A 26,129-nucleotide genomic window follows, 5' to 3' on the forward strand; every position below is an offset into this window, starting at 1 on the left:
TAATCAGAAAAGAAAAGATGGAAACAGTAATTGTAACTACAGAAGCCGTTATCGAAAAGATAATGGAAAGAGTATTGGATAAGAAGTTGCCGCAACCGCCTGAAGCAAGTGTTGAAAAGACTTATAGTATTAACCAAGTAGCGAGAATGATGGGACGTTCTCACAAAAAGATTTCAGATCTTGTTGCAGCAGGCGTACTAAAAGCGACTGCCGATAATCGGATTTTTGAGAGTTCTATTAAAGAGTATAATAACAAGTAAAGCCAATTGCTAAACAAAAAGTTGAATATGCAAGTTTCTTTTTCATCCACCACACGAGAAAGTAAAGTAACGCTCCCCAGCTGGGGCGTTACCTTGTAAATGAATTGATATGATACCCCCTGATAATATGCCTGAACAACAAGAAGATAGTTTTCCTATCTCTGTTTTCCCTAAACCGATACGGGAAATAATAAGCGAAACAAAAGCCTGCCTGAATTATCCGACAGACTACATTGCTTCTGCTATCTGCTTTACCCTTTCCGTTGGTATTGGCAACAATTTCGTTGCAAAGGTAAAAGAGGGGTGGGACGAACGTGCCATCTTATATATGGCAATCATCGGACGTTCAGGAGTAAACAAGAGCCATCCGCTTAGTTTTGCCATGCAGCCTTTGTTTGAATTGGATATGAACTCATCCGTGAAATATCAGAAGGAACGAAAGGAGTACGATCGCCTGCTGTTTGCAAGCAGAAAAGAAAAAGGCAGTAAAGAAGAAAAGGAACTGCCAGTTGAACCTGTATTGAAAAAATTCATCGTATCGGATATTACCCCCGAACGGCTTATCACGATTCATCAAGATAACAAACGGGGTATCTGTTTATATGTGGACGAACTGATGTCATGGTTAAAGAATTTCAACCGCTATAACAGTGGTTCAGAAGAACAGTTTTGGTTATCCGTGTTTAGTGGTAAACCGATTATACTGGATAGGCAGGGAAATAAAAGTTCTGCTTTCATCAAACACTCCTTCATTTCCGTGATTGGCACTATACAGAAAGGATTGCTCAAAGAACTGGCAAAAGGAGAAAGAACGGAGAACGGCTTTATCGACCGTATCCTATTTGTTTTTCCACCCAACTTAAAGAAGGAGTATTGGAATGAGTGTGAACTATCTACGCACATCGCACCACTTTGGGAGTCTATTATCAGGAAGCTGACCGATATTCAATGTACTACAGGAGAGAATGGGGAACTCATTCCGTCCAAACTTGCCTTTAGCACGGAAGCTCGCAGCCTGCTCTACAAGTGGCAACACATGAATACAGACTTATGCAACACAGAATCTGATGATATTCTGGTCGGGGTATATAGCAAATTGGATATATACATTATCCGTTTCAGCCTGATTTTACAATTAGCTAGATGGGCTTGTGATGAAGCGGAGCGGATGGAGATAGACCAAACAAGCGTAGAAGGAGCAATCGCAATCGTTGAGTATTTCCGTAATTCAGCAAAGAGAGTACAAGAGATTACCAATTCTTCGGCATCATTGGAACAGCTACCAACCGACAAAAGTAATCTGTATAATGCTTTACCTATGGAGTTTACCACAGGCGAAGGAATTAAGATAGCCCAAAAGCTGAATATTTCGGCAGATGCTTTCAAGCGTTTTCTAGCAGATAAGAAAGGAAAGCTCTTTGAGAATGTCAGTCATGGAGCATACAAGAAGATGGTATAAGCCTGCACTATCCATACTTTCCACACTTTGACTTTCATTTAATTGATTTTCAAATGTATAAACGTGCGCATAAAGTGAACTCGCCACACTTTATGCAGGTACGAAACAACCTTTGGCGAAAAGAGTAAGAAATGAATATAGAAGAAGTAAAGAACATCAAATTAGCAGATTATCTGCAAAGTTTAGGCTATCATCCTGTAAAAAAGCAAGGTAACAGCCTTTGGTATAACTCCCCGTTCCGTGAGGAAAAAGAACCTTCGTTCAAAATCAATCTCGACCGTAACGAATGGTATGATTTCGGGATAGGTAAAGGCGGCAACATTATTGCACTGGCGGCAGAACTGTACCATATATATAATGTGTCCGACCTATTACATCGCATCGAAGAGAAAGCACCATACATTCGCCCTACTGCTTTCTCTTTTCCACAGCAGACCATCGAGCCGAGCTTTCAGAATTTGGAAGCCGTTCCGCTTACCCATCCTGCATTACTTCGTTATTTACAGGAGCGTGGGATAAATATGGAACTGGCGAAAAGAGAATGCAAGGAACTTCACTTTGTCAGTAACGGGAAACCCTACTTTGCGGTGGGATTTCCCAATCAGTCGGGAGGGTATGAGGTACGCAATCCATTTTTCAAAGGATGCGCAGCCCCCAAAGACATTACTCATATCCGACAGCAGGGAGAACCCCAAAGCACCTGTTTTCTTTTCGAGGGATTTGTAGACTATCTTTCTTTCCTCACACTTCGAACAAAGAGCAATCCGCAATACCCCTGTTTGGACTGGCAGGATTATATCATCCTGAACTCGACCAGCAATCTATCGAAAGCGATGTACCCATTAGCGGACTACGAACATATTCATTGCTTTCTTGATAATGATAAAGCAGGAGTAACGGCATTGCAGGAAATCATCAAAGAGTACGGTATGCGTGTACGTGATGCTTCACACCACTACTCCGAGTACAAGGACTTGAACGACTTTCTTTGTGGTAAGAAGTGCATACAGTCTACTGACTTAACCCAGCAGGCAAAGCAAGCACCGCAACCGCCTAAGAAAAAAAACAGAGGTTTCCGAATGTAACCAGCCGCACGCACTCCGCAGGTATTTAGTCAGAAATACCATAGCTTATTAGGGGATTTTTCGAGCCGCATTACTCCGTAACGCTAAAAATCCCCCAATAAGCCAAAGGGTTTACAACCCTCTGGACACCCAAGAACGGCAAGTATGCCGTAAGAGACAATTAAAAAGTTAAATAATAAAATTGAATTTTTATGGGATACGCAGTATTACATATGGAAAAGGCTTCGGCTTCAGATAGCGGAATGTCGGCACACATTGAACGAACCATTGCTCCGAAGAATGCCGATGTGGAGCGTACACACCTGAACCGGGAAATGATAACTTTCCCTGATGGGGTGCAGAACCGGACACAGGCGATACAGCACCGTTTAGACACGGCGGGACTTGAACGCAAGATTGGCAAGAACCAAGTACGGGCGGTCCGGATATTGCTTACAGGTAGCCCCGATGATATGAGACAGATAGAACAGGCTGGTAAATTGGATGAGTGGTGCAAGGATAACCTTGATTGGTTGAAGAAGACCTACGGGGCAGACAATATCGTTTCGGCAGTGCTGCATCTTGATGAAACCACTCCCCATATCCACGCAACGATGGTACCCATCGTTACGGGTGAACGGAGAAGGAAAAAGTCAGAGGACAGGCAGGGTAAGAAGAAGTACCGAACCAAGAGTTCCGACAATACTCGACTATGTGCTGACGATGTTATGAGCCGAATTAAACTCAAAGAATATCAAAACACCTATGCGGAACAAATGGCAAAATTTGGGCTTCAGCGAGGCATAGAGGGGTCAGAAGCGAAACACATTACAACCTCTCAGTATTACAGAGAACTGTTAAACCAAACGGAAAGTATTCAGAGTAATATATCCGTTCTACTTAAACAACAGGAAGCAGCCAAAGCTGAATTATCGAAAGCTCAAGCGGATGTTAGCAAAGAAAAGCTTAAGAACTCTGCTGCCGATGTGGGTTCTAAGCTGATGGACGGGGTAAGTTCTTTGTTAGGTACTCCTAAAGTGGCTAAAATGGAAATGGAGAATAGGCAACTACGTGTTGCGCTTCAAGAGTTGTGGGACGAGAACAAAGCTATCAAGGAAGGTTTTTCAGTTGCCAAAAAAGGAGCGTTTGACGAGATTGAGAACCAGAAAATGAGATTAAGCCTAGAACTGAGAACTATTAAGGAATCCAACGAACAGAGAGAACAGAATTTGAAAAAAGAAAATAACAATTTGAAAAACACCCTCTCCAAAGTACTTGCTTGGTTTCCTACGGCAAGAGAGTTGTTAAAAACCGAAAGTTTGTGTAGGGCTATTGGGCTGACTGCTGAACAAATAGCGATCTTATTCAAGGGTACAGTACTTTCATTTACTGGATGGCTACACAGCGAGGAGTACAAGCAGAAATTCAAAACAGAAAATTCTAAAATTCATCTCTGTATATCCGAAGATAAAAAACGCGTGGGACTTGTCGTGGACAAGATACCGATTGCGGAGTGGTTTAAGTTAAAGTATGAAGAGCTGAAATTACCTGTAACAAAATTACATGAATGTGTTCATCGAAAAGGCTTTAAAATATAAGAGTATTTTCTCTTGTTAACAAAAAGAGAAGTAAGCTTGAATATTCCAGATTATTTTGTTACGTTTGCAACTTAGATAGAGGAAACTCTTTCTGATATAGAGAAATAAAGAAGCGTTATGCTTATCTTGTAACTTGAAAACGTAGGAAATTTTCAAATTAGATGCAAGGGTTGCATAGTGGTTCTCACGCTATAGCGTGGGCTGCTATTGTTACATCTGCATCTATAGGTTTCCTACGACCTTCAAGTTAAGACGTGGCATTGCAGTTCCACGCTTCTTATTTTATAATTCTCTTCATGGAGCTGGGAAGAGTTTTAAAGAGCAAGTAGTATGATTAAAAAGTTATGTTTATTACTATTCGTACTTCCGACATTTATTGTCGCACAGAACCGCTATGACACGCCTGCCACTGCTACATTCATTAACACTTATGTTCCAATGTCACATGATGAGATGTTATTACGAGCAGCAGCAAAAGTCTTGAAAGAAAAACAAGACCAAGAGAACTTTGAGAGGTATTCACAGACCGCGTATGGATATTTAAAAAATAAACAAATCGGCTATTTTATAAATTATGCAAATGCAGCCTTAAATACAGGATATTACAACAGCCAATTATATTATAATTTGGGAGTATCACATTATTTGTCAGGGCAGAAGCGTAAAGGAAAAAAATATTTAAAGAAAGCCTCAAAAAGTGGTTTTCCTCAAGCTAATCATGTATTGTTCGCTATAAAAGAGAAAGAAACATTATCTTATTCATGGTTTATATTTTAAAATGCACATATTATGAAAACAATTATCACAATTATTTTCCTATTAGTACCTATCTTATCATGGGGACAGAATTATACGCAAAAGTATAACGAATTGTATGACAGAACTGAATTTTATAATTCTTATGGCAACCTCACTGGATATGCCAAATATAATTCTTTGTATAATCGCCTTGAGTATTACGATGCAAATGGTAATCTATTAAAAACAGAGCAATACAATGATTTATATAACAGAAAAGAAATCAAAGACCAATATGGGAATCAACAAGGTTATGAGAAAAAGAATAATCTCTATAATCAAAATGAGGAATACGATTCATATGGCAACATGAAATATACCAAGAAGTGGAATGATTTATACAAACAATATGAAATATATGACTCTTATGGCAACATGGTTGGTTATTATAAATGGAATGATCTTTATCAAAGATGGGAATTTACCGCAAAATAAATATAGGTTATGAAAAAAACAATTCTATTTTTTGTGTTTTTAATGAGTGTATTCATTGTTTACGCTCAAGGTATTCAACAGTTAGAGGCTAAGCCTTCCTTTAAGGGAATAACTATTGGAATGCCAATTTCTGAAATATCTAACAAATTGAGTTTTGAAAACAGTTCAAATGGCTACTCTATTTACAAAGTTACAGATACCTATTATCATAGTGTATTTAATGTAACTATGAATTATGTAAGAGTCATTGGTTTGAATGGAAAGGTACATGCCATAGAAGCAATGAAATTGGTCAAAGCTACAAATGAGAAAGCAACAGTATTTGATGCAACGGAATTGGATATAATCCAAGCAGGTCTGACTAGATTATATGGCAAGCCCCAATATGGCTTGAATGAAAATAATGCTAAATATAATAGAGTTGGGGCACAATGGATTTCTAAAAGCAAGGAAGCAAATTGTTTCATTGATTTCTATGGGACTTTTGTCGGTTATAAGTTGCAATTCTCTTTATGCGAGCATAGTGAGGATTTCTAATATAAAAATATTTTTCTTCATAAAAACTCATGTAACAGAAAGAGTAAAGCAAGCAAATTAAACATTTTTCAATCAATAATAAAATATATGTGCTGGCTAAAAGAGAAAGATTGTTTTTCTTTTAGCCAGTTTTTTTTATCCTATTGACATTTTATTTACACCTTCAATCAATTCAAGAGCAATACATTAACCATCAAAATGCGGAAAGTGTGGAAAATGTGCCCATCTACACAATCCACTTATCTCGTACTTCCTTCACAATATCCTCATCATGCAGATGGGTATAAATATCCTTGATGTCGTTACCTTCTGCATGTCCCATAATTCTCTCGGCTATTCCATCACGAATACCCTTTTTCGCTGCTATCGTTCGGAAGCTGTGCCGTGCTCGATGGAAGGTCATTGTCTTATCAATCTTCAAATCTGCCATAATATCTTTCAAATAACGGTTAGTTGGTTGATTGGAGATAGGCAAGAAAATCTTTTGGCACGGCTCACCATTCCCAAGTAGAGCTACCACAACAGGAGATACGATAGGAATTTTATAGGTTACACTAGTCTTAGTACGTTCATTACACAGGATAAGGTAGGTTTCGCCTGTATCGACCGTTATCGGTTTGATGTCGGAATAAGTAAGCACGGAGAACTCGGCAAAAGATAGGCTGGTATAGCAGCTAAACAGAAACTCTCTCAAGACTTCCTGCTTTCCCTTACTGTAATCCTTCTTATCATAGGCAGCTTGTAGCTTTTTAAGCTCTTCTTCCGTCAGTACATCGTTATTCTGTGCCTTGATATTCTTTTTGATTTCAAACTTCTCATAGGGATTCTTTGCCAACTTCTCCTTATCGACAGCAATTCCAATCAGGAATTTCAAGTTAGAGTGCTTCTTGTAGACGGTAGAAAGAATATTGCCTACTTCAAGTTCATGGTTATGGAACTGCTGAATGAAGTCCAAAGTTATCTCACTGAAAGAAAGGGTAGGTTTCCATTCCTTCATGGTATTGATTAGCTTATAATAATTGGAAATCGTTCCTGTTGCACGGGATTGTTTTAGCTGCTCAATCTCGTTTTCTATGAAAACATAGAAATCGGTATTGCCGTGATGTTTATCTTTCAGGCGTTCCAAGAATTGAGGAATAGGCAACGGAGTAAAGAAGTTTTCCATTACTATCGTGTCTGCCTTCTGATACACTTCACTGATGGCTTTGTTGTAGTAGTAACAACGAGGTTCAGAACCACGTACCGTATTCGATACTTTGTTCCAATGTTTGGGATAAACTGCTATGTTCATACTGATTAAAGTAGAACGACGGTAAGCAGTGTAACGCAGACAAACCATCTGTTTGCCTTCTTTGGTTGCGTAATCCTTGCGCAACTCAATCTTAATCGTAGCTTTCATTACAATTTTTGGCTGTTTTACTGTAAAACAATTGTAAAACAAAAGCTGAAAACTATGAAATTTCTTCTTCCAATCCTTCCACCACAGAGGACGTAAGTACTTAAAAAACAGAAGGATTAGAAATTTACTTTCTAATCCTTTCTTGCTTTTGGAGGTTCCTGGCGGATTCGAACCGCCGTACACGGTTTTGCAGACCGCTGACTAAGCCACTCATCCAAGGAACCGTTCTTTCAAGAACGCTTTATTCTCGTTTGCGGATGCAAAGGTAGTACATTTTTTGTAACTACCAACTATCCACAACAATTTTTCTTTGTTTCTTTTCGTGTCCCACTGCACTCAGCGCGCTTCTTATCGTACAATTGTTTTAATTCACAGCCAGTTGCACAATTTGCACAGGGGTTATTTTTATCTTTTGCTCTGCGAAAAAAAGTGTAAACATTCTGGCCAATACGAACTGCACACAACAATAGCAGCAGACCAACTACCCATTCTTGCCAATTACTCATAGAAACATTCCTCCTATCTGATAAATACCATAAGACATTACCCATGCAAGCAAAGTAGTATATGCCGCCGTAAACAATGCCCACTTCCAGCTACCCGATTCTTGCTTAATAGCTACCAACGTTGCCATACAAGGGAAGTATATCAGCACAAATACCATATAACAGAATGCCACTAATGGCGAAATCGGAATACGCTCAGCAAGACTAACCGTATCAATATCGGCATCATTAGTATAAAGCACTCCCAATGTACTTACCACCAATTCCTTGGCACCAACACCCGAAAGCAGCCCAATACCCAGCTTCCAATCAAAACCTAACGGCTCGATAACCGGTTCAATAGCTTTACCTATCTGCCCGATATAAGAATTTTCCTGTTGTTCGGCAACCGTTTCGTAAGCGTTATGGTCGGGATAATAACCAAGCGCCCATATTACAATAGAAGCCAGCATAATGATTCCTCCCATCTTGCGAAGATATTGCGCACCTTTTTCCCATGTATGACGGAATATGGATTTGGCCGTCGGCATACGATACGGAGGCAATTCCATTACAAATGGAGTATCATCACCTTTCACCAGAAAACGAGTGAAAAGCCGAGCCATCACCACAGCCAGTATAATGCCTATCGCATAAATAGCCAACAAAATCAAACTGGCATTGTTCGGAAAGAAAGTTCCAACAAGCAGCAAATAAATAGGCAAACGAGCACTACAGGACATTAACGGATTAACAAGCATCGTAATAAGGCGGCTCTTACGATTTTCGATAGTACGCGAAGCCATAATAGCAGGGACATTACAACCAAAACCCATAATCAACGGGATAAATGATTTTCCATGCAAACCCATTTTATGCATAATCTTATCCATTATGAAAGCTGCACGAGCCATATAACCCGAATCTTCCATTAAAGATATGCAGAAATACAGAATGAGAATATTGGGTAAGAAAACAATAACTCCTCCTACTCCTCCTACAATTCCATCTACCAACATATCTTTCAGAGGACCTTCCGACATATTGTTTTGTATCAGATTGCCTATTGCATCCACCAACCATTCAATGGCTTGCATAGGATATTCCCCGAGTACAAAAGTACCCTGAAACATAAGATACATAAAGAGGAAGAATATGGGATACCCCCAAATACGATGCGTCACAATGGAGTCGATTACCCGTGTAGTATGCTCTGTATCTTGATGGTTGTCAACAAACGTCTCTTTCAAAGCACCGGCTATGAAACCATATTTTGCATCGGTAATTGCTTGTTCGCTATCTTCATTGATAGAGTTTCGAAGGCGTTGTTTTTCGTGGTCACGCACTTCCAATATATCGTTACCATTGGGTAATTCCAAAGCAAACGTTTCCAGTTCTTTGTCATTCTCCAGTAATTTTATAGTCAGGAAACGAGTGGAATACTTATGACGAATATTCTCATTAATACTGATTACCCGTTTTACTTCTTCGATGCTCCGCTCTAATTCCGGTCCATGATTAATGTGGATATGGCGATAGAAACCACGAGGACGTTCTCCTTCTTCTTTATGACTGCCAAAACCATGATCGGGAACATATTCCTGATGCCAGTTACGCAAATCATTCAGAACTTCGGCATGCACTTTCCCTTTTTGATCCAGAAAGTCACCACCCTCATAAATATTGATAATCAAATGAAAAAGCTCATCAATACCCTTGCCAGTTCTGCTGACAGTAGGCATCATAGGCACACCAAAAAGTTGTCCCAGCTTTACATAATCCAACGTATTTCCACTAGCTTCCAATTCGTCATACATATTAAGTGCAATTACCATGCGCACGTTCATGTCGATCAATTGGGTAGTGAGATACAGGTTGCGCTCCAGATTGGAAGAGTCAACTACATTGATAACGATATCGGGTGTTTCATCAATGATATGGCGACGTACATAGATTTCTTCGGGAGAATAAGCAGAAAGCGAATACGTTCCGGGAAGATCGACGATGCGGAAGTGATATCCTTGAAAGTCAAAATAACCTTCTTTGGCATCTACCGTAACACCGCTATAGTTGCCAACATGTTCGTGCGAACCGGAAGCAATATTAAAAAGAGAGGTTTTACCACAATTGGGATTTCCCACTAAAGCTACATTGATCGTGCGGCGTTTGCCTAGGGCAAGACGCTTCAAATGCTCCTCACCAAGATGAATGTCTTCACTAAAACCTTTGTGAAATCCGGGTTGAGCACTCTGCTGCTTTATTTCCTCCTCGCTGATGACCTCTATCATCGCAGCTTCTTGCCTGCGTAATGAAATTTCATATCCCATTACTTTGTATTTGATAGGATCTTTCAGCGGAGCATTCAATAAAACCTCTACATTCTTCCCTTTAATGAACCCCATCTCCACGATACGCTTACGGAAACCGCCGTGTCCCAACACCTTTACGATTACACCTTTCTCACCGGTCTTCAATTCGGACAAACGCATAGTCTTCTGTCTTTTTTGTTATTGCGTGCAAAGATAACGTTTCTATCCACAAGCCACAAATAATTTAGAATGTTTTTAAATAAGAGAGATTTCAAAACACAGCATACCTTCCGACAAGAGAAGAACCAGAGCAACCGCACCAAAGTTCATTCATATCGACAGGGGGATACCCACTCCGCTACAACTCCGCTATTCCTCCGCTTATGAATACCCATAAGCGGAGGAATAGCGGAGTTGTAGCGGAGTGGGTATATTTCATTCATAGTAACTTTCCGGATATAAGTACCTTGTAAGATACAAGATCTTCGCCACCTAGGAACAAAGCGTTCGGTACCGAAGAGCATTCCTTTCCCCGGTGCCGGACAATTGGTTCTTTTCTGACGAGATTTGAATCAGTTGTCAACTCGTTTCCTTCCTTTCTTTCCCAATATGAATAGATTTTGGTGTGGTTGCCCTGGTAAAGAACAAGTAATCACAAAACTTATTGTATCTTTGCAAGATGAATATGCAGAAAATATCGCAATACATTCATCAATACAATCTCTTCTCTTCTGAAGATAAAATACTCGTGGCACTGAGCGGAGGAGCTGACTCGGTTGCATTATTGCGTCTACTCCTGACATTAGGCTATACCTGCGAAGCTGCCCATTGTAACTTTCACCTTCGGGGAGCAGAGTCCGATCGAGACGAATCTTTTGTACGTCAACTTTGCAAAGACCTCCAGGTACCTCTGCACATCATCCACTTTGATACCGAAAAAGAAGCCGAAGAACGGCATATTTCGATTGAAATGGCTGCAAGAGAATTACGATACGGATGGTTTGAGAACATACGAAATGAATGTGGCGCAAATGTAATTGCAGTAGCACATCATCAAGACGACAGTGTAGAAACTTTATTACTCAATCTTATCCGAGGTACCGGTATCAACGGATTGCGGGGTATTCAACCTAAAAATGGAAATATCGTCCGCCCTTTGCTTTGCCTCGACCGAAAGGAAATCATTGATTATCTGCAAGATATCAAGCAAGTTTATGTAACAGACAGCACTAATCTCCAAGATGAATATACTCGTAATAAGATTCGCCTGAACTTGCTCCCAATGATGCAGGATATCAATCCTTCCGTCAAAGAGAGCATACTGAAAACCTCACAACATCTGAATGATGCAGCTATCATTTATAATAAAGGAATAGAAGAAGCCAAACTACGAGTACTAACAAAAGAAGGAATAAGCATCCATGCTCTACAACAAGAACCAGCACCAGAAACCATCTTGTTCGAGATTTTATATCCGCTAGGATTCAATGCCGCTCAAGTAAAGGATATATATCGTGCATTAGAAGGACAATCGGGAAAAGTATTTACCAGTGCCAACTTTCGCGTTATAAAAGACCGGGATTTATTACTGACTAGCCCAGTTCAAGAAATAACAAAACCTATTTTAGATATAACAGAACAGGCGTATACTCAAGATTTCATTATTCCTCGCGACAAAAACAAAGCCTGTTTCGATGCAGACAAACTGCAACACCCCCTCTCCTTACGCCTATGGCAACAAGGAGATACCTTCGTCCCTTTCGGAATGAAAGGAAAAAAGAAAGTAAGTGACTACCTGACCGACCGTAAGTTCTCCCTTCCCCGCAAAGAACAACAATGGGTGCTTTGCTGCGGAGAAGACATCATCTGGCTAGTAGGAGAACGAACGGACAATCGCTTCAGAGTAGATGAAAAGACAAAGAAAGTAATAATTATAATGAAGAATGAAGAATGAAGAATTCTTCATTTATTTAAATAATAATCCTATCTTCCTTCTGTCTTTTGAAGCAATCTGCCAACAGCACCGCAAACGGAGTATCGTAAGTGCGGGCTTTCTGCGGACAACTCTTCACGCATGCGCAACACTTGATACACTTTTCTGTAACCGTACTACATTCATCCCCTTTCAGAATAGCACCCGTAGGACAATGCTTTACACATATTCCACAATGTGTACAAAGTTCGGTATCGGCCTTCGGAGTACGAGGTAATGGCACACCACTTTTACGCAATTTAATAACCTTGCGCATAAACCGGAATAAAGGGAAAAAGGGTTGACTGGGGCGCTGTATACGTGTCACATCAACTCCGTACAGCTTCTCCATATCGGCAGCATTCGCAACCTTAGTAAGCACTTTTTGGCCAAACTGCTCTGCAAACTGTAAATCCTCTGTATCCGGACGTCCTACGGCAACAGGGTATTTTTCACTGCTATAGGAATGCTCACCTACAAATGTAGCGCCGGCAATCACTTTAAATCCGAGACCGGAAGCAAAAGTATCCAAATCAATCAACGCCTTTTCGTATGCACGGTTTCCATAAACAACAACCAAAACCACCGGAGAACCGCTAGCATGAATATCCTTCATTCGCTCCAATGCCAACGGAGCCACATGACCACCATAAACCGGAACAGAAATAATAGTCAACGCGTCCTGAGGAATTTCATATCTTTCAATAGCGTTTAATGTTAAATCAATATTTGTCACTTTTGAACAACCAATGCCGCGAACAATTGCATCCCCAACTTGTTTAGAAGTGTGGGTAGGCGAAAAAGTGACTAAACAAACTTCGTGTATATCCATAATTTTATCTTGATAATACAGCAAAGATAAAGTTTTAAATTTAAAAAAAGGCGAATTATTTATGAAACCAAAAATATTTATTACCTTTGCGCCGTTGAAACATTCTGCAACTCCTTACTGAGGCGAAGGCAGTTAAACAGATTTCCGGTTCAATAAATAATATCCCAATAAACATAAATCAAAAAGGTAGACTTGCAAAAGTTGCTACGAACAATAAGTGCAACGTTGTATGTATGCCTTCTCAAAACATATTAAACCATTCACACATATACTGTATGTATAATATCATTCAATTGAACGACAAAAATCTGTCGGAATTGCAAACTATTGCCCAGGAACTGGGTATCAAAAAAACAGACTCACTTAAGAAAGAAGAACTTGTTTACAAGATACTTGATGAACAAGCCATCGCCGGCGCCACTAAAAAAGTAGCAGCCGATAAACTAAAAGAAGAGCGCAAAGTCGATAAACAAAAACGTTCGCGAGTAACAGTCAAGAAGGAAGGCGTAGACAAAGTATTTACCGCCAACAAGAACGGTGACCTGACAAAAGCAAAAGCAGAAGAAACCTCTGTAGCAAAAGAACAGCCCAAAGCAGTAGAACCTGCCAAGGCACAAACTCCCGCTACTCCTGCTCCTGCCGCTGCCGCTCCTGCAACCACCGCAACTCCCGCTGTTGCTGCCGAAGCACCCGCTGAAAAGAAATCAGCCTCGTCCAAACGTAAACCCGGACGTCCTCGTAAAACAACAAATGAAAAGGAAGAAGCTGAAACTCCAAAGACTCCGGAAGTTCGTAAAGAAAAAGAGCCAGAATTGGAATTTGAGTCTAAGACATCAGTTGCAACGCCCAAAACAGTAATCAAGAAAGCAGATAAAAATGTTGTAATGGACGAAAGTCCCATACTGACAGAACCGGAAGATGACTTCATCCCCATTGAAGACCTCCCGACTGAAAAAGTAGAATTGCCTTCCGAACTTATTGGCAAATTCGAAGCAACTAAAACAGAAACGCCTGCACCTGCCGAACAACCGATACAACGCCCACGCCTCCGTCCGCGCGAAAACAATGCTCCCTACAACAATAATAACGGAAGTAATAACAACAACGGAAACAATAACGGAAGCAATAACAACAACAATAATAGTAACAATAATAGCAATAATAGTAACAATAATAGCAATAATAATCGTCCCGGTTATCAGCCTCGTCCTGCCGCCCAGCAACCTCGTCCTGCGCAGCCATACAATAATGGTGAGAACTATTCTGCTGCTCCCGAGCGCAAGCCTGTAGAACGTGAAAAGGTTTACGAGTTCGACGATATCCTCACCGGTACCGGCGTATTGGAAATCATGCAAGACGGATATGGTTTCCTCCGCTCTTCCGATTACAACTATCTTTCTTCTCCGGACGATATCTATGTATCTCAGTCTCAGATCAAGTTATTCGGTCTGAAAACCGGTGACGTAGTAGAAGGTGTCATTCGTCCTCCTAAAGAGGGAGAAAAATATTTCCCGCTAGTGAAAGTAGCTAAAATCAACGGACGCGACCCGGCTTTCGTACGCGACCGTGTTCCGTTTGAGCACCTTACTCCACTCTTCCCCGACGAAAAGTTCAAGCTTTGCAAAGGCGGATACTCCGATTCTTTGTCTGCTCGTGTGGTCGATCTTTTCGCCCCGATTGGTAAAGGTCAACGTGCCTTAATCGTTGCACAGCCCAAAACCGGTAAGACAATCTTGATGAAAGATATTGCCAATGCCATTGCTGCCAACCATCCGGAAGTTTACATGATTATGTTACTTATCGACGAACGTCCTGAAGAAGTAACCGACATGGCTCGTACCGTTAATGCAGAAGTTATTGCTTCTACTTTCGACGAACCCGCCGAACGCCATGTAAAAATAGCCGGTATCGTTCTTGAAAAAGCAAAACGAATGGTAGAATGCGGACACGACGTTGTTATCTTCCTTGATTCTATCACACGCCTTGCCCGTGCATACAATACGGTTTCTCCGGCTTCCGGTAAAGTACTTTCCGGTGGTGTGGATGCCAATGCACTGCACAAACCCAAACGCTTCTTCGGTGCCGCACGTAATATAGAAGGTGGAGGTTCATTGACCATCCTCGCTACTGCATTAATTGACACCGGTTCTAAAATGGACGAGGTTATCTTTGAAGAATTCAAGGGTACAGGTAACATGGAATTGCAACTCGACCGCAATTTGTCCAATAAGCGTATCTTCCCTGCCGTCAATATCATTGCCTCCAGCACTCGCCGCGACGACTTGCTGCTAGACAAGCAGACATTGGATCGTATGTGGATCCTCCGCAAATATCTTGCCGATATGAATCCATTGGAAGCTATGGACTTCGTAAAAGACCGTTTGGAAAAAACCAAAGACAACGACGAATTCCTGTTGAGCATGAACAGCTAAAAGCATAGAAAAATAAATAAAGCGCTAAAAAGAGCAGAATAAATAACATTATTCTGCTCTTTTTGATTATATTTGTAGCAAATTATCATGTTTCTTCAGAAAAGACAAAAAAGGAAAGGAATTGAAAATCAGTAAAGCGCATATACTGTCGATATTCTTATTGTTTGGAATATATTCATCGACTTTTTCTTCAGAAAAAGCAATGAACAATGACCATCTTCGTCTCATAGAAACCCTAATGGAGGACAATTTCAACTATTCTCAAGATGTATCCATAAGCAACATTATTCAATGGGAAGATGAAGTAGTAACCTACTACCAAAAGAAAAAGGACTACGAACGTATGTTCCTTATGAAAGGAATGGCTATATATGCCAATTCGTTTAACGGACGAATAACGGAAGCTCTTAAAAAAGCCAATACCATGCTGGCACAAGCCCAGCAAATGGATTATAAAACAGGAATCGCTCTATCTTACATCGCATTGGGAGATACATATACCAATGCCGAAATGATGTCCGAAGCCGCTGAAGAATACTGGAAAGCAATTAATATCATATATCAAATACCAGAATCTGAAAAATTACAGGAACGAGTGTTTATCCAGTTGGTACCAACCCTCATCAGGTTGAACCGAATGAAAGAAGCACAAGTTTACTTGGAAAGGATGAATAGTATATATGAACACACCCAATTGAACCCTTTCTTGCTTTATGCTTATCAGGCCTATTATAATATCTATACCGGAGATTTTAACAAAGCACGCCAGTATATTATTGATGCGGAGATCACCAGTAAAGAGAAGCCATCATACCTTCATACTTCTACATTGAAATATATACAAGCTGAATATGCCAAAGAAACAGGAAACTACGATTTAGCAATTAGACTATATAAGGAGCTGACTAACACCAACAGAAATAGCTATATATATACCGACAATCTGAGAATCAAAAATTCAATTGCTAAAATCTATACAGAATTGGGACGTGACAAAGAAGCATGCGAAATTTATCAGACCATCAATACAAGTCGTGATTCTATCAATGCACATGCTTATACCGCCCAAATTAATTTATTGCGTACCATTTATCAGGTAGACCGCCTCGACATGGCAAACCAAAAACAATGGAACCGTATATTAACCTACTTGATTATAGGGGGTAGCCTCATTTTAATAATATTCGTCTTGTTCGTTATCCTTATAAGAAAAGAAAACAAACGGCTTGCCGCCTCCAAACTTAAATTAATTGATGCAAAAAGTAGTGCAGAAAGCTCCATACGAACCAAAAGTTTGTTCCTGTCAAATATGAGCCATGAAATACGAACTCCGTTAAATGCTCTATCCGGTTTCTCAGCCATACTGACTGATAGCAATATAGATAAAGAAATCCGACAACAATGCAATGATATTATCCAGCAAAATTCCGACCTGCTCTTAAAGTTGATTGACGATGTCGTCGATTTATCCAGTCTTGAAAGAGGTAAAATGCAATTTAGTTTGGGTACCCATGAAGCAGTATCGTTATGCCGGAATGTGATTGATACCGTAGAAAAGATCAAGCAAACAGCTGCCGTCGTCGCATTTCAAACATCACTCGAACAATTAGAACTTTATACAGATGAAGCCCGTTTACAACAATTGTTGATCAATTTACTAATCAACGCAACTAAATTTACTTCAGAAGGGAGTATCACCCTTTCTTTGGAAGTAAAAGAAGGCATGGCATTATTTTCTGTAACTGACACCGGCTGTGGCATCGCTCCCGAAAAGCAAAGTAAAATATTCAACCGCTTTGAAAAATTAGACGAAAATGCTCAAGGCAGCGGGTTGGGGTTATCCATCTGTCAATTGATTGTAGAACATTTCGGAGGTGAAATATGGATTGATACTGAATACAAAGGTGGTTGTCGCTTTTTATTCACCCACCCCATTCATTCCAATACCCCAGAAAAGGAGGTAGAAAAATGAAAAGAGTTCTTTATATAATCATCGCCAGTCTGCAAGTATTATATGTATTTGCCGGCAATGCATCTGTAACTGATAGTTTATTAAACAAGCTAAAAGCTACACCGCACGACACTACACGTTTGCAATTATTAGAAGAACTGGCTATCAACACTCAAAACTCATCGCATCCACTCGAATACGCCGAACAGTTATATAAAGAAGCAAAGCTGCAAGACAACAGCCACTATATTTGTAATGCCGCTTATTTCCATGTTATCTATTATTATAACGAAGAAGGAGACTTGGATAGTATTGCCAAATGGGTCAATCTGATAGATCCTATTGCTCAAAAGAGTAAATATTGGAAGGTTTATTTCAATTCGAAAAAGTTACTTATTAATATCTACATCTATAAGCGACAATACGAATACGCCTACAATGAAGCAATGAAAATGCTTGAGAAGGTTAATAGCACCAACGATTTAAACGGAAAAGTAGCCGTCTACCAGTGTTTAGCAAATATTTATCATGAAACGAATCGTTGGAAAGAAGAAGGGGAAATCTTAGAAAAGCTTTACGCTTTATTGCCCCAACTTCCCCACCCCGGCGCCCAAATTAATATTTTATGCCAACTTGTTGCTTATAGCGAACAAAAGAAGAATTACACTAATCTGAAAACATATTTGGATAAGATAGACCATGTACTGTACGAAATGGAAAGCAAGAATCCATTAACTCAAAAGCCTATTTATGATCAACGTTTATTCCTTGAAATATTTTACACTCGTCTGTATATGGGTACCAATGATTTGAAAAAGGCAAAAGAGCATTATGAAAAAGCGGAAACTTATATAACCTCCCAACCTTACCTACCCTATCTGGCAGCATATATGAACGTAGGTATCGAGTATTACCTGAAATTAAAGGAGTATAATACAGCTTTATCAATAGCCGACAGCGCCATACATTTTGTAAATAACTACGATTTTGGAGAATCGGACTTTGCAAAAGAAACAGCCTACAAAGCCGATGTATTGAAAGCAATGGGAAGATACTCCGAAGCATTGCCACTTTATGAAAGAGTCACCCAATTACAAGATTCATTAAGTACCGCCGTATCCAATCAACAACTTGAAGAGATAAAAGATACCTACCATCTGAATCAACTCCTATTAGAAGAAAGCAAATTAAGGGGTTACATACAAATCATCATATTAGTGATGGTAGGTCTTATATTAGTATTATGTATTACCTACACTTTGCGAATCAATCGAATAAGGAAAGCATTGCGCTTGTCGGAAAAAGAGACCAAAGAAGCCGTACTTAAAACAGAAGAAGCAAACGAAGTTAAAAATCATTTTCTTTCTAATATGAGCCATGCCATTCGGGTACCACTCAATAGCGTTGTGGGTTTCTCCCAACTGATGGCTTCTGATGCGGAAATCGGTGAAAATGCTCGTATTGAATATTCAAATATCATACAGCAAAACACAGAAAAATTAATGTTATTGGTCAATAATGTATTAGACCTCTCCCGCCTGGAAGCCGATATGATGAAATACCAGTTATCTGATTATGATATTGTCCAGCTTTGTAACGATGCTGTTAGTGCTGCTTGTATGCAAAATCCAAAACTTCAAATAGATTTTCAAAATAGTCTGGAGTTTTATAATATTCATACTGACTGCAACCGAATGTTGCAAATGATTATCAGTACATTCATGGGACCATTTTCTGTTGCAAAAGAAGAGCATAATATTCATTTCTCTTTAGATAAGAATGGTGAAATACTGTGCTTTAAAGTAGTAAACAGTCCGTTGGCAGCTAAGAAGAATTTGGGTCAGGAAGTATCTATACGTCATGAAATCAACCGTTTGTTATTGAAGCATTTCGGGGGTACTTATCAGGTAATATCCGATGCATCAGTAGGGCCTACCATCCTTTTCACCTATCCGGCTATAATCACTCAATAATATTCTGACTACAAAAGAAGGCAGTTACAAGGATTTTTTGTACTTTTGCGCCTCAATAAGAGTAATTTGTAATTTAGTAATTGTAATTAGATACTATGTTCGATAATTTAAGCGAAAGACTTGACAGGTCGTTTAAAATTCTGAAAGGTGAAGGTAAAATCACCGAAATCAACGTTGCAGAAACCCTGAAAGATGTACGTAAGGCCCTTTTAGACGCCGACGTAAACTATAAGGTTGCCAAAAACTTCACCGATACCGTAAAGGAAAAAGCCTTGGGACAAAACGTGCTTACAGCCGTAAAACCCAGCCAGTTGATGGTAAAGATTGTGCATGATGAGCTGACCGAACTCATGGGCGGCGAAACTGCTGAAATCAACATCGACTCCAAACCTGCTGTTATCTTGATGTCCGGTTTGCAAGGTTCAGGTAAAACCACTTTCTCCGGAAAACTGGCGCGTATGCTGAAGAGCAAGAAAAACCGCAAACCTTTGTTGGTTGCTTGTGACGTCTACCGTCCTGCCGCAATCGAGCAGTTACGTGTATTGGCAGAACAGATTGAGGTACCTATGTACTCAGAGCCGGATAGTAAAGATCCGGTATCTATTGCTCAAAATGCTATTTTGGAAGCCAAAGCTAAAGGTTATGATTTGGTAATCGTCGATACTGCCGGTCGTCTGGCTGTTGACGAGGAAATGATGAACGAAATCGCTGCCATCAAGAAAGCCGTTAATCCAAACGAAATTTTATTCGTAGTGGACTCCATGACCGGTCAGGATGCAGTGAATACTGCCAAAGAATTTAACGAACGTCTAGACTTCAACGGTGTAGTATTAACGAAGTTAGACGGTGATACCCGTGGTGGTGCCGCTCTTTCCATCCGTTCGGTTGTCAACAAACCAATCAAGTTTGTGGGAACAGGTGAAAAATTGGATGCTATAGACCAATTCCATCCCTCTCGTATGGCCGACCGTATTCTAGGCATGGGTGATATTGTATCATTGGTAGAACGTGCACAAGAACAATATGACGAAGAAGAAGCAAAACGCTTGCAAAAGAAAATCGCTAAGAATCAATTCGACTTTAACGATTTCTTGAGCCAGATTGCTCAGATCAAGAAGATGGGTAATCTGAAAGATCTTGCTTCCATGATACCAGGGGTAGGTAAAGCAATTAAGGATATTGATATTGATGATAATGCTTTCAAAAGTATTGAAGCCATCATCCATTCAATGACTCCTGCGGAACGCTCTAACCCCGAAATACTGAACGGTTCACGCCGCCAGCGTATTGCCAAAGGTAGCGGTACAAACATTCAGGAAGTAAACCGCCTCTTGAAGCAGTTTGACCAAACTCGCAAAATGATGAAGATGGTAACAGGCAGTAAAATGGGCAAGATGATGCCTAAAATGAAGAAATAAAGAATTTATTTAAATATAAATCCCGCTAATTTCATGAATGGAATGAAGTCAGCGGGATTTTTGCTTTATTCGGTTATTTGCTCTACATTTGTGAATAACTATTATAATCTATAAAGACATGAAATACTACTTATTATTAACCGTTTGTTTATTTGGTATACTTGCCCATGCACAAACCAACTATTCCTATAGAGTAGAAGGAGAATTGAAAGATAACTCACTTGACGGCAAAACACTGTACATCATGCGGTACGATGATCAAAAAATAATAGATAGTACCCAAGTGATAAATCAAAATTTCGTATTCGAAGGACAAATAACCAGTCCTTATTTTTGCAGAATCGATGCAGGAGGAGACTATACCAATTTTATATTGGATAAAGGAACTACAATCGTAAATGTTTATACACATAACTCAACAGGAACGACTTTAAATGATGCCCTTAGATACGCTATGACTACATCAGATAGTATCCTGAAAGCCGGAAATGAATATTCAAAAGAACTCGAAAGCAAAATACCGGATCTCAAAGAGCGACAAGATACATGGACAACCTATTTTAGAAATGAACTTCGCCCTTCACTCCTTGGCTTTCTGAAAAATCAATTATTAGCCAATAAAAACAACGGTGTAGGAGAATATGCTTTCAGACACTATAGTATGATGTGTAAACCCGAAGAAATGAATGTACTGTCTAGTGAGATAGGAGATTGGTTGCATTCACTGAAGACTGTGAAAGAAATTATCAAACGCCTTGAAGTATTGAGTAATACAGCAGAAGGCAAACTTTTTGTTGACATGCCAGGAGAAAGTGTGGACGGTAAAGAAATTCATCTTTCGGATTTTGTTGGTAAAGGAAATTATGTATTAGCAGACATGTGGGCAAGCTGGTGTGGTCCATGCCGTGACGAAATACCTAATCTAGCCGAAATCTATAACGAATACAAAGATAAGGGCTTAATTGTATTGGGTATAGCCACTTGGGATAAGCCGGAAAGAATCCTTAAAGCAATCAAAGAACTGAACATAACATGGCCTCAACTGTTGGACACCCAAGAGCAAGCAATGAAACAGTATGGAATCAATGGCATTCCACATATTATATTGTTTAGTCCTGATGGTACAATCCTGGCAAGAGACCTTAGAGGCGACAATATGAAGTTGAAAGTAAAAGAAGTAATGCAAGATAATAATAACTTAAAATAATACTGAATATGACATTAATTGACGGAAAAGCAATCTCAGAACAAGTAAAACAAGAGATTGCAGCAGAAGTGTCTGAGATTGTGGCTCGTGGTGGTAAACGTCCGCATTTGGCAGCCATTCTTGTAGGACACGATGGTGGTAGCGAAACATACGTTGCCGCCAAGGTAAAAGCATGTGAAATTTGCGGATTCAAATCATCCCTTATCCGCTATGAAGCGAATGTAACAGAAGAAGAACTGCTTGCCAAAGTACATGAGTTGAATGAGGATGCAGACGTAGACGGCTTTATTGTACAATTACCTTTGCCTAAACACATCTCAGAACAGAAAGTGATTGAAACAATTGATTATCGTAAAGATGTTGATGGTTTCCACCCTATCAATGTAGGTCGAATGTCTATCGGACTCCCTTGCTATGTATCTGCTACTCCCAATGGTATTCTTGAGCTATTGAAGCGCTACCAAATAGAAACCTCCGGAAAGAAGTGCGTTGTGTTGGGACGCAGTAATATCGTTGGTAAGCCTATGGCAGCCTTAATGATGCAAAAAGCATATCCTGGTGATGCAACTGTAACCGTTTGCCATAGCCGTAGCAGGGACTTGGTTAAAGAATGCCAAGAAGCAGATATCATAATCGCAGCTTTGGGACAACCCAATTTTGTAAAAGAAGAAATGGTGAAAGAGGGTGCCGTTGTTATCGACGTAGGTACTACTCGTGTACCGGATGTCAGCAAAAAGTCAGGCTTCAAGCTAACCGGTGATGTGAAATTTGACGAAGTTGCTCCGAAGTGTTCATTTATCACTCCTGTACCGGGCGGCGTAGGTCCAATGACTATTGTTTCTTTAATGAAGAACACCTTGTTAGCCGGCAAAAAAGCTATTTATCAATAACAAATGTAATGAAAACGCTCATTGCATTTATCACCTTATTATATAGCGTAAACCTTTCCGCTCAGGAAAGGATTACGCTATTATTTGTTGGTGACTTAATGCAACATCAAGCCCAAATAGATGCGGCACGTACACCTGATGGCAAATATGATTATTTCCCCTGCTTTTCGCTTGTCAAAAAGCAAATAGCCCGTGCTGATATTGCTATTGGTAACTTAGAAGTAACGTTAGGTGGCAAACCTTATCAAGGCTATCCGGCTTTCAGTGCCCCCGATGAATATCTTCAATCTATCAAAAATGCAGGTTTCGATGTATTACTGACTGCGAATAATCATTGTCTGGATCGCGGCAAAAAAGGATTGGAGCGTACAATATTAATGTTGGATTCCTTATCAATTCCTCATGCCGGTACTTATAGAAATATCACCGAACGTAAACAACACTATCCTCTATTCATTCATAAGAACGGATTCAGAATTGCATTACTTAACTATACTTACGGCACAAATGGTATAAAACCGAGTTCTGCTAATATTGTAAACTACATTGATAAAGACATCATTTCGCAAGATATTCTCAGTGCTAAAGCCCGCCGTCCTGATGCTATCATTGCTTGTATGCATTGGGGAGTAGAATATCAATCATTGCCCAATAAGGAGCAACGCGAACTTGCAGATTGGCTAATAGAACAAGGGGTAACACATATTATAGGTTCTCATCCTCACGTTATCCAACCTATGGAGTTACGTAAAGAGAATACTCAACAAAATATAGTAGTCTATTCCCTAGGAAATTTTATTTCCAATATGGGTGCAACAAACACAGATGGAGGACTCATATTCACTCTACAACTCGAAAAGTTTCCACTTCCCAAGCCAATTCCCCCCAGATTTTCTGAAGCTAGCTACTCTCCATTACTAGAGTCAGCTTCTATTCGTTTCCCATATTGCCGGGTAGCGAATTGTGGATATGATCTTATTTGGACTGCTCTCCCAAAACTTTCCAAAAGAAAAAACTATATTCTTTACCCTGTTAATTACTCGCCGGATAGTTTGCCACAGGAAGCCCGTAATCGTCTGAAAATCTTTACTGAAAACTCCCGAAAGCTCCTTCAACAGTACAATATAGGAATTCATGAGAACAAAAAATAATGCAGAATATGCAAAAATAAATGTTTCTTTCTTTGCAATATTAAAGATTATCCCTATCTTTGCACCGCAATTAAGAAAAGCACTAACATGGTGACTGTAGTTCAGTTGGTTAGAGCGTCAGATTGTGGTTCTGAATGTCGTGGGTTCGAGTCCCATCAGTCACCCTTAAGAAATCCTCATAAGTCAAGAACTTATGAGGATTTTCTTTATAATAAACTTAACCACATTTTTAAATCAGTTATCTTTGCATAAATGAAAACCAATTAAGCATGAAAATTCTCTGGATAGACCTAAATAGTTCATACGCACATTCTTCTTTAGCTCTCCCTGCACTACACGCACAGATTGCAGACAATACATTCATTGAATGGGAAGTTGTATCAACTACTATCAATGAAAATATAGGTATGATTGTTAATGAAATATATCGGCACCAACCGGATATTCTCGCTGCTACAGCCTGGCTATTCAATCACGAGCAACTACTACATATTACTGCTAGATTAAAAGCCTTGCTACCTCAAAGCTGCTTCATTTTAGGTGGTCCTGAATTTTTAGGAGATAATGAAGAATTTCTTCGTAAAAACAGTTTTATCAATTGTGTGTTCAGAGGAGAAGGAGAAGAAGCCTTCCCGCAATGGCTAGCTTGTTGGAATCAACCGGAACAATGGCAAACTATTCCTGGTTTATGTTATCTCACGCCTAAAAAAGAATATGTGGATAATGGAATAGCCCGCGTACTCAATTTCTCTCAACTTGTGCCTCCTGAAAAAAGCAGTTTCTTCAACTGGAGTAAACCTTTCGTGCAACTTGAAACGACACGTGGCTGTTTTAATACTTGCGCTTTCTGCGTCAGTGGTGGCGAAAAACCTGTAAGAACCCTGTCTATTGACAGTATCCGTGAACGGCTTCAGCTAATTCACCAGCATGGCATAAAAAATGTACGTGTTCTCGATCGTACATTCAATTATAACTCAAGTAGAGCCAAAGAACTACTTCAACTTTTTCTGGAATTTTCTCCGGATATATGTTTTCATTTAGAAATACATCCGGCTTTATTATCCAATGAACTTAAAGAGGAACTAAAATGTTTACCCGAGGGGTTACTTCATCTTGAAGCTGGTATTCAAAGCCTACGTGAACCAGTTCTCCAAAAAAGTCAACGAATGGGGAAATTGGATGATGCCCTCGAAGGCTTGAAGTTCTTATGCTCTTTACCCAATATGGAGACTCATGCTGACCTTATCGCAGGATTACCCCTTTATCATCTAACTGAGATATTTGAAGATGTGCATACGCTAGCAGAATACCATGCCGGAGAAATACAATTGGAATCCTTAAAACTACTACCCGGCACCGAGATGAGAAGAAAAGCTGAAGAGTTAGGTATACAATACTCTCCTCTGCCTCCATACGAAGTTTTGCAAACCTATGAAATAAGTGCCAGCGAGTTACAAACTGCCCGCCAGTTATCACGCCTGTTAGACGGATTCTACAATACACCTGCTTGGCAAGATATTACCCGCATGCTAATATTGAATAACAATAACTTTCTTCATCTTTTCTTAGCGCATCTTATACAAGGAAGTCTGATAGACCAACCGATGAGCTTAGAAAAGAGAGGACTCATTCTTTATGAATTTTGTAAAATAAATTATCCGACTTTTCAAACAGCAGTCAGCATCGCTTGGATAGAAGCAGGTATGTCTTTAAAGAAAATGCCAGCAGAGAATGTGAAAACAAAACATCAGGTACCACCCGAAGACTGGGAAGTAATTTATGGAGAATACAAGGAAAGTCTTCGCTTATGTTTCCTCCCAATGAATGAAAATAGAGAACAAGGATATTGGTTTGGATATGAATCTGAAGCGCAAATACCTAAGCCAATATTCAAAGCAAAAAGTATAAATCCATCATAACAACATCAGTTCAATGATAAAATGGACCGTAAAATCATCA

The 26,129-nt window shown here is 39.7% G+C and carries 20 protein-coding genes and 2 tRNA genes; 17 read left to right on the forward strand and 5 right to left on the reverse strand.

Annotation, left to right across the window (positions count from 1 at the left end; all coding sequences use genetic code 11):
• The first annotated feature begins 17 nt into the window (after window positions 1-17).
• From Q1W14_RS20395 to Q1W14_RS20425, 7 genes are all read left to right on the forward strand, one after another.
• Complete coding sequence (locus tag Q1W14_RS20395) at window positions 18-260, forward strand: hypothetical protein (protein WP_195649494.1); 243 nt, start codon at window positions 18-20, stop codon at window positions 258-260.
• A 109-nt stretch (window positions 261-369) separates the two neighbouring features.
• A complete protein-coding gene (locus Q1W14_RS20400; protein WP_300704537.1) occupies window positions 370-1,719 on the forward strand; it encodes a DUF3987 domain-containing protein in 1,350 nt (449 codons plus the stop codon).
• 131 nt (window positions 1,720-1,850) lie between these two features.
• Window positions 1,851-2,804, forward strand: a complete 954-nt coding sequence (locus tag Q1W14_RS20405) for a toprim domain-containing protein (RefSeq protein WP_300704539.1) — start codon at window positions 1,851-1,853, stop codon at window positions 2,802-2,804.
• A 191-nt stretch (window positions 2,805-2,995) separates the two neighbouring features.
• The gene (mobV, locus tag Q1W14_RS20410; protein ID WP_300704541.1) at window positions 2,996-4,381 is read left to right on the forward strand and encodes a MobV family relaxase; all 1,386 of its coding nucleotides are present in this window, start codon (window positions 2,996-2,998) and stop codon (window positions 4,379-4,381) included.
• Window positions 4,382-4,711: 330 nt separating this feature from the next.
• The gene (locus Q1W14_RS20415; RefSeq protein ID WP_300704543.1) at window positions 4,712-5,158 is read left to right on the forward strand and encodes a hypothetical protein; all 447 of its coding nucleotides are present in this window, start codon (window positions 4,712-4,714) and stop codon (window positions 5,156-5,158) included.
• Between the two features lie 12 nt (window positions 5,159-5,170).
• Window positions 5,171-5,614, forward strand: a complete 444-nt coding sequence (locus Q1W14_RS20420) for a hypothetical protein (RefSeq protein WP_300704545.1) — start codon at window positions 5,171-5,173, stop codon at window positions 5,612-5,614.
• Window positions 5,615-5,623: 9 nt separating this feature from the next.
• Window positions 5,624-6,151, forward strand: coding sequence for a hypothetical protein (locus Q1W14_RS20425; RefSeq protein ID WP_300704546.1), 528 nt, complete (start codon window positions 5,624-5,626; stop codon window positions 6,149-6,151).
• A 226-nt stretch (window positions 6,152-6,377) separates the two neighbouring features.
• Here Q1W14_RS20425 and Q1W14_RS20430 read toward each other — a convergent pair whose 3' ends face one another.
• The 4 genes from Q1W14_RS20430 to feoB all read right to left on the reverse strand — a co-directional run bounded on the left by Q1W14_RS20430 (window position 6,378) and on the right by feoB (window position 10,524).
• On the reverse strand, window positions 6,378-7,550 hold the full coding sequence (locus tag Q1W14_RS20430; RefSeq protein WP_300704548.1) for a site-specific integrase: 1,173 nt from the start codon (window positions 7,548-7,550) through the stop codon (window positions 6,378-6,380).
• A gap of 149 nt (window positions 7,551-7,699) precedes the next feature.
• A tRNA-Cys gene (locus Q1W14_RS20435) sits at window positions 7,700-7,774 on the reverse strand.
• Window positions 7,775-7,840: 66 nt separating this feature from the next.
• Entirely contained in the window at window positions 7,841-8,056 is a 216-nt protein-coding gene (locus tag Q1W14_RS20440) for a hypothetical protein (RefSeq protein WP_300704549.1), read from the reverse strand.
• A complete protein-coding gene (gene feoB / locus Q1W14_RS20445; RefSeq protein WP_300704551.1) occupies window positions 8,053-10,524 on the reverse strand; it encodes a ferrous iron transport protein B in 2,472 nt (823 codons plus the stop codon). Before feoB ends, Q1W14_RS20440 begins: the two co-directional genes overlap by 4 nt.
• A 499-nt stretch (window positions 10,525-11,023) precedes the next feature.
• On the opposite strand from feoB, the gene tilS reads away from it, so the two are divergent.
• On the forward strand, window positions 11,024-12,298 hold the full coding sequence (tilS, locus tag Q1W14_RS20450) for a tRNA lysidine(34) synthetase TilS (protein ID WP_300704553.1): 1,275 nt from the start codon (window positions 11,024-11,026) through the stop codon (window positions 12,296-12,298).
• A 16-nt stretch (window positions 12,299-12,314) separates the two neighbouring features.
• On the opposite strand, the gene Q1W14_RS20455 is transcribed toward tilS, so the two are convergent.
• Window positions 12,315-13,148, reverse strand: a complete 834-nt coding sequence (locus tag Q1W14_RS20455; protein WP_300704555.1) for a 4Fe-4S binding protein — start codon at window positions 13,146-13,148, stop codon at window positions 12,315-12,317.
• A gap of 275 nt (window positions 13,149-13,423) precedes the next feature.
• On the opposite strand from Q1W14_RS20455, the gene rho reads away from it, so the two are divergent.
• From rho to Q1W14_RS20500, 9 genes are all read left to right on the forward strand, one after another.
• Complete coding sequence (gene rho, locus Q1W14_RS20460) at window positions 13,424-15,580, forward strand: transcription termination factor Rho (RefSeq protein ID WP_300704556.1); 2,157 nt, start codon at window positions 13,424-13,426, stop codon at window positions 15,578-15,580.
• A gap of 202 nt (window positions 15,581-15,782) precedes the next feature.
• Complete coding sequence (locus tag Q1W14_RS20465; protein ID WP_300704558.1) at window positions 15,783-17,552, forward strand: HAMP domain-containing sensor histidine kinase; 1,770 nt, start codon at window positions 15,783-15,785, stop codon at window positions 17,550-17,552.
• Window positions 17,549-19,504 carry a HAMP domain-containing sensor histidine kinase gene (locus Q1W14_RS20470; protein WP_300704560.1) on the forward strand — a complete coding sequence of 652 codons (1,956 nt, stop codon included), beginning with the start codon at window positions 17,549-17,551 and terminating at the stop codon, window positions 19,502-19,504. Before Q1W14_RS20465 ends, Q1W14_RS20470 begins: the two co-directional genes overlap by 4 nt.
• A 95-nt stretch (window positions 19,505-19,599) precedes the next feature.
• The gene (gene ffh, locus Q1W14_RS20475) at window positions 19,600-20,922 is read left to right on the forward strand and encodes a signal recognition particle protein (protein ID WP_300704562.1); all 1,323 of its coding nucleotides are present in this window, start codon (window positions 19,600-19,602) and stop codon (window positions 20,920-20,922) included.
• Window positions 20,923-21,040: 118 nt separating this feature from the next.
• Entirely contained in the window at window positions 21,041-22,129 is a 1,089-nt protein-coding gene (locus tag Q1W14_RS20480; protein ID WP_300704564.1) for a TlpA disulfide reductase family protein, read from the forward strand.
• An 8-nt stretch (window positions 22,130-22,137) separates the two neighbouring features.
• A complete protein-coding gene (gene folD / locus Q1W14_RS20485; protein WP_300704566.1) occupies window positions 22,138-23,019 on the forward strand; it encodes a bifunctional methylenetetrahydrofolate dehydrogenase/methenyltetrahydrofolate cyclohydrolase FolD in 882 nt (293 codons plus the stop codon).
• A gap of 8 nt (window positions 23,020-23,027) precedes the next feature.
• Complete coding sequence (locus tag Q1W14_RS20490; protein ID WP_300704568.1) at window positions 23,028-24,170, forward strand: CapA family protein; 1,143 nt, start codon at window positions 23,028-23,030, stop codon at window positions 24,168-24,170.
• Window positions 24,171-24,260: 90 nt separating this feature from the next.
• Window positions 24,261-24,334: transfer RNA gene (locus Q1W14_RS20495), tRNA-His, on the forward strand.
• Window positions 24,335-24,439: 105 nt separating this feature from the next.
• Window positions 24,440-26,089 carry a DUF4080 domain-containing protein gene (locus Q1W14_RS20500; RefSeq protein ID WP_300704570.1) on the forward strand — a complete coding sequence of 550 codons (1,650 nt, stop codon included), beginning with the start codon at window positions 24,440-24,442 and terminating at the stop codon, window positions 26,087-26,089.
• Window positions 26,090-26,129 lie beyond the last annotated feature (40 nt).

The sequence above is a fragment of the Bacteroides sp. genome, from assembly GCF_030151085.1.
Classification (GTDB): domain Bacteria; phylum Bacteroidota; class Bacteroidia; order Bacteroidales; family Bacteroidaceae; genus Bacteroides.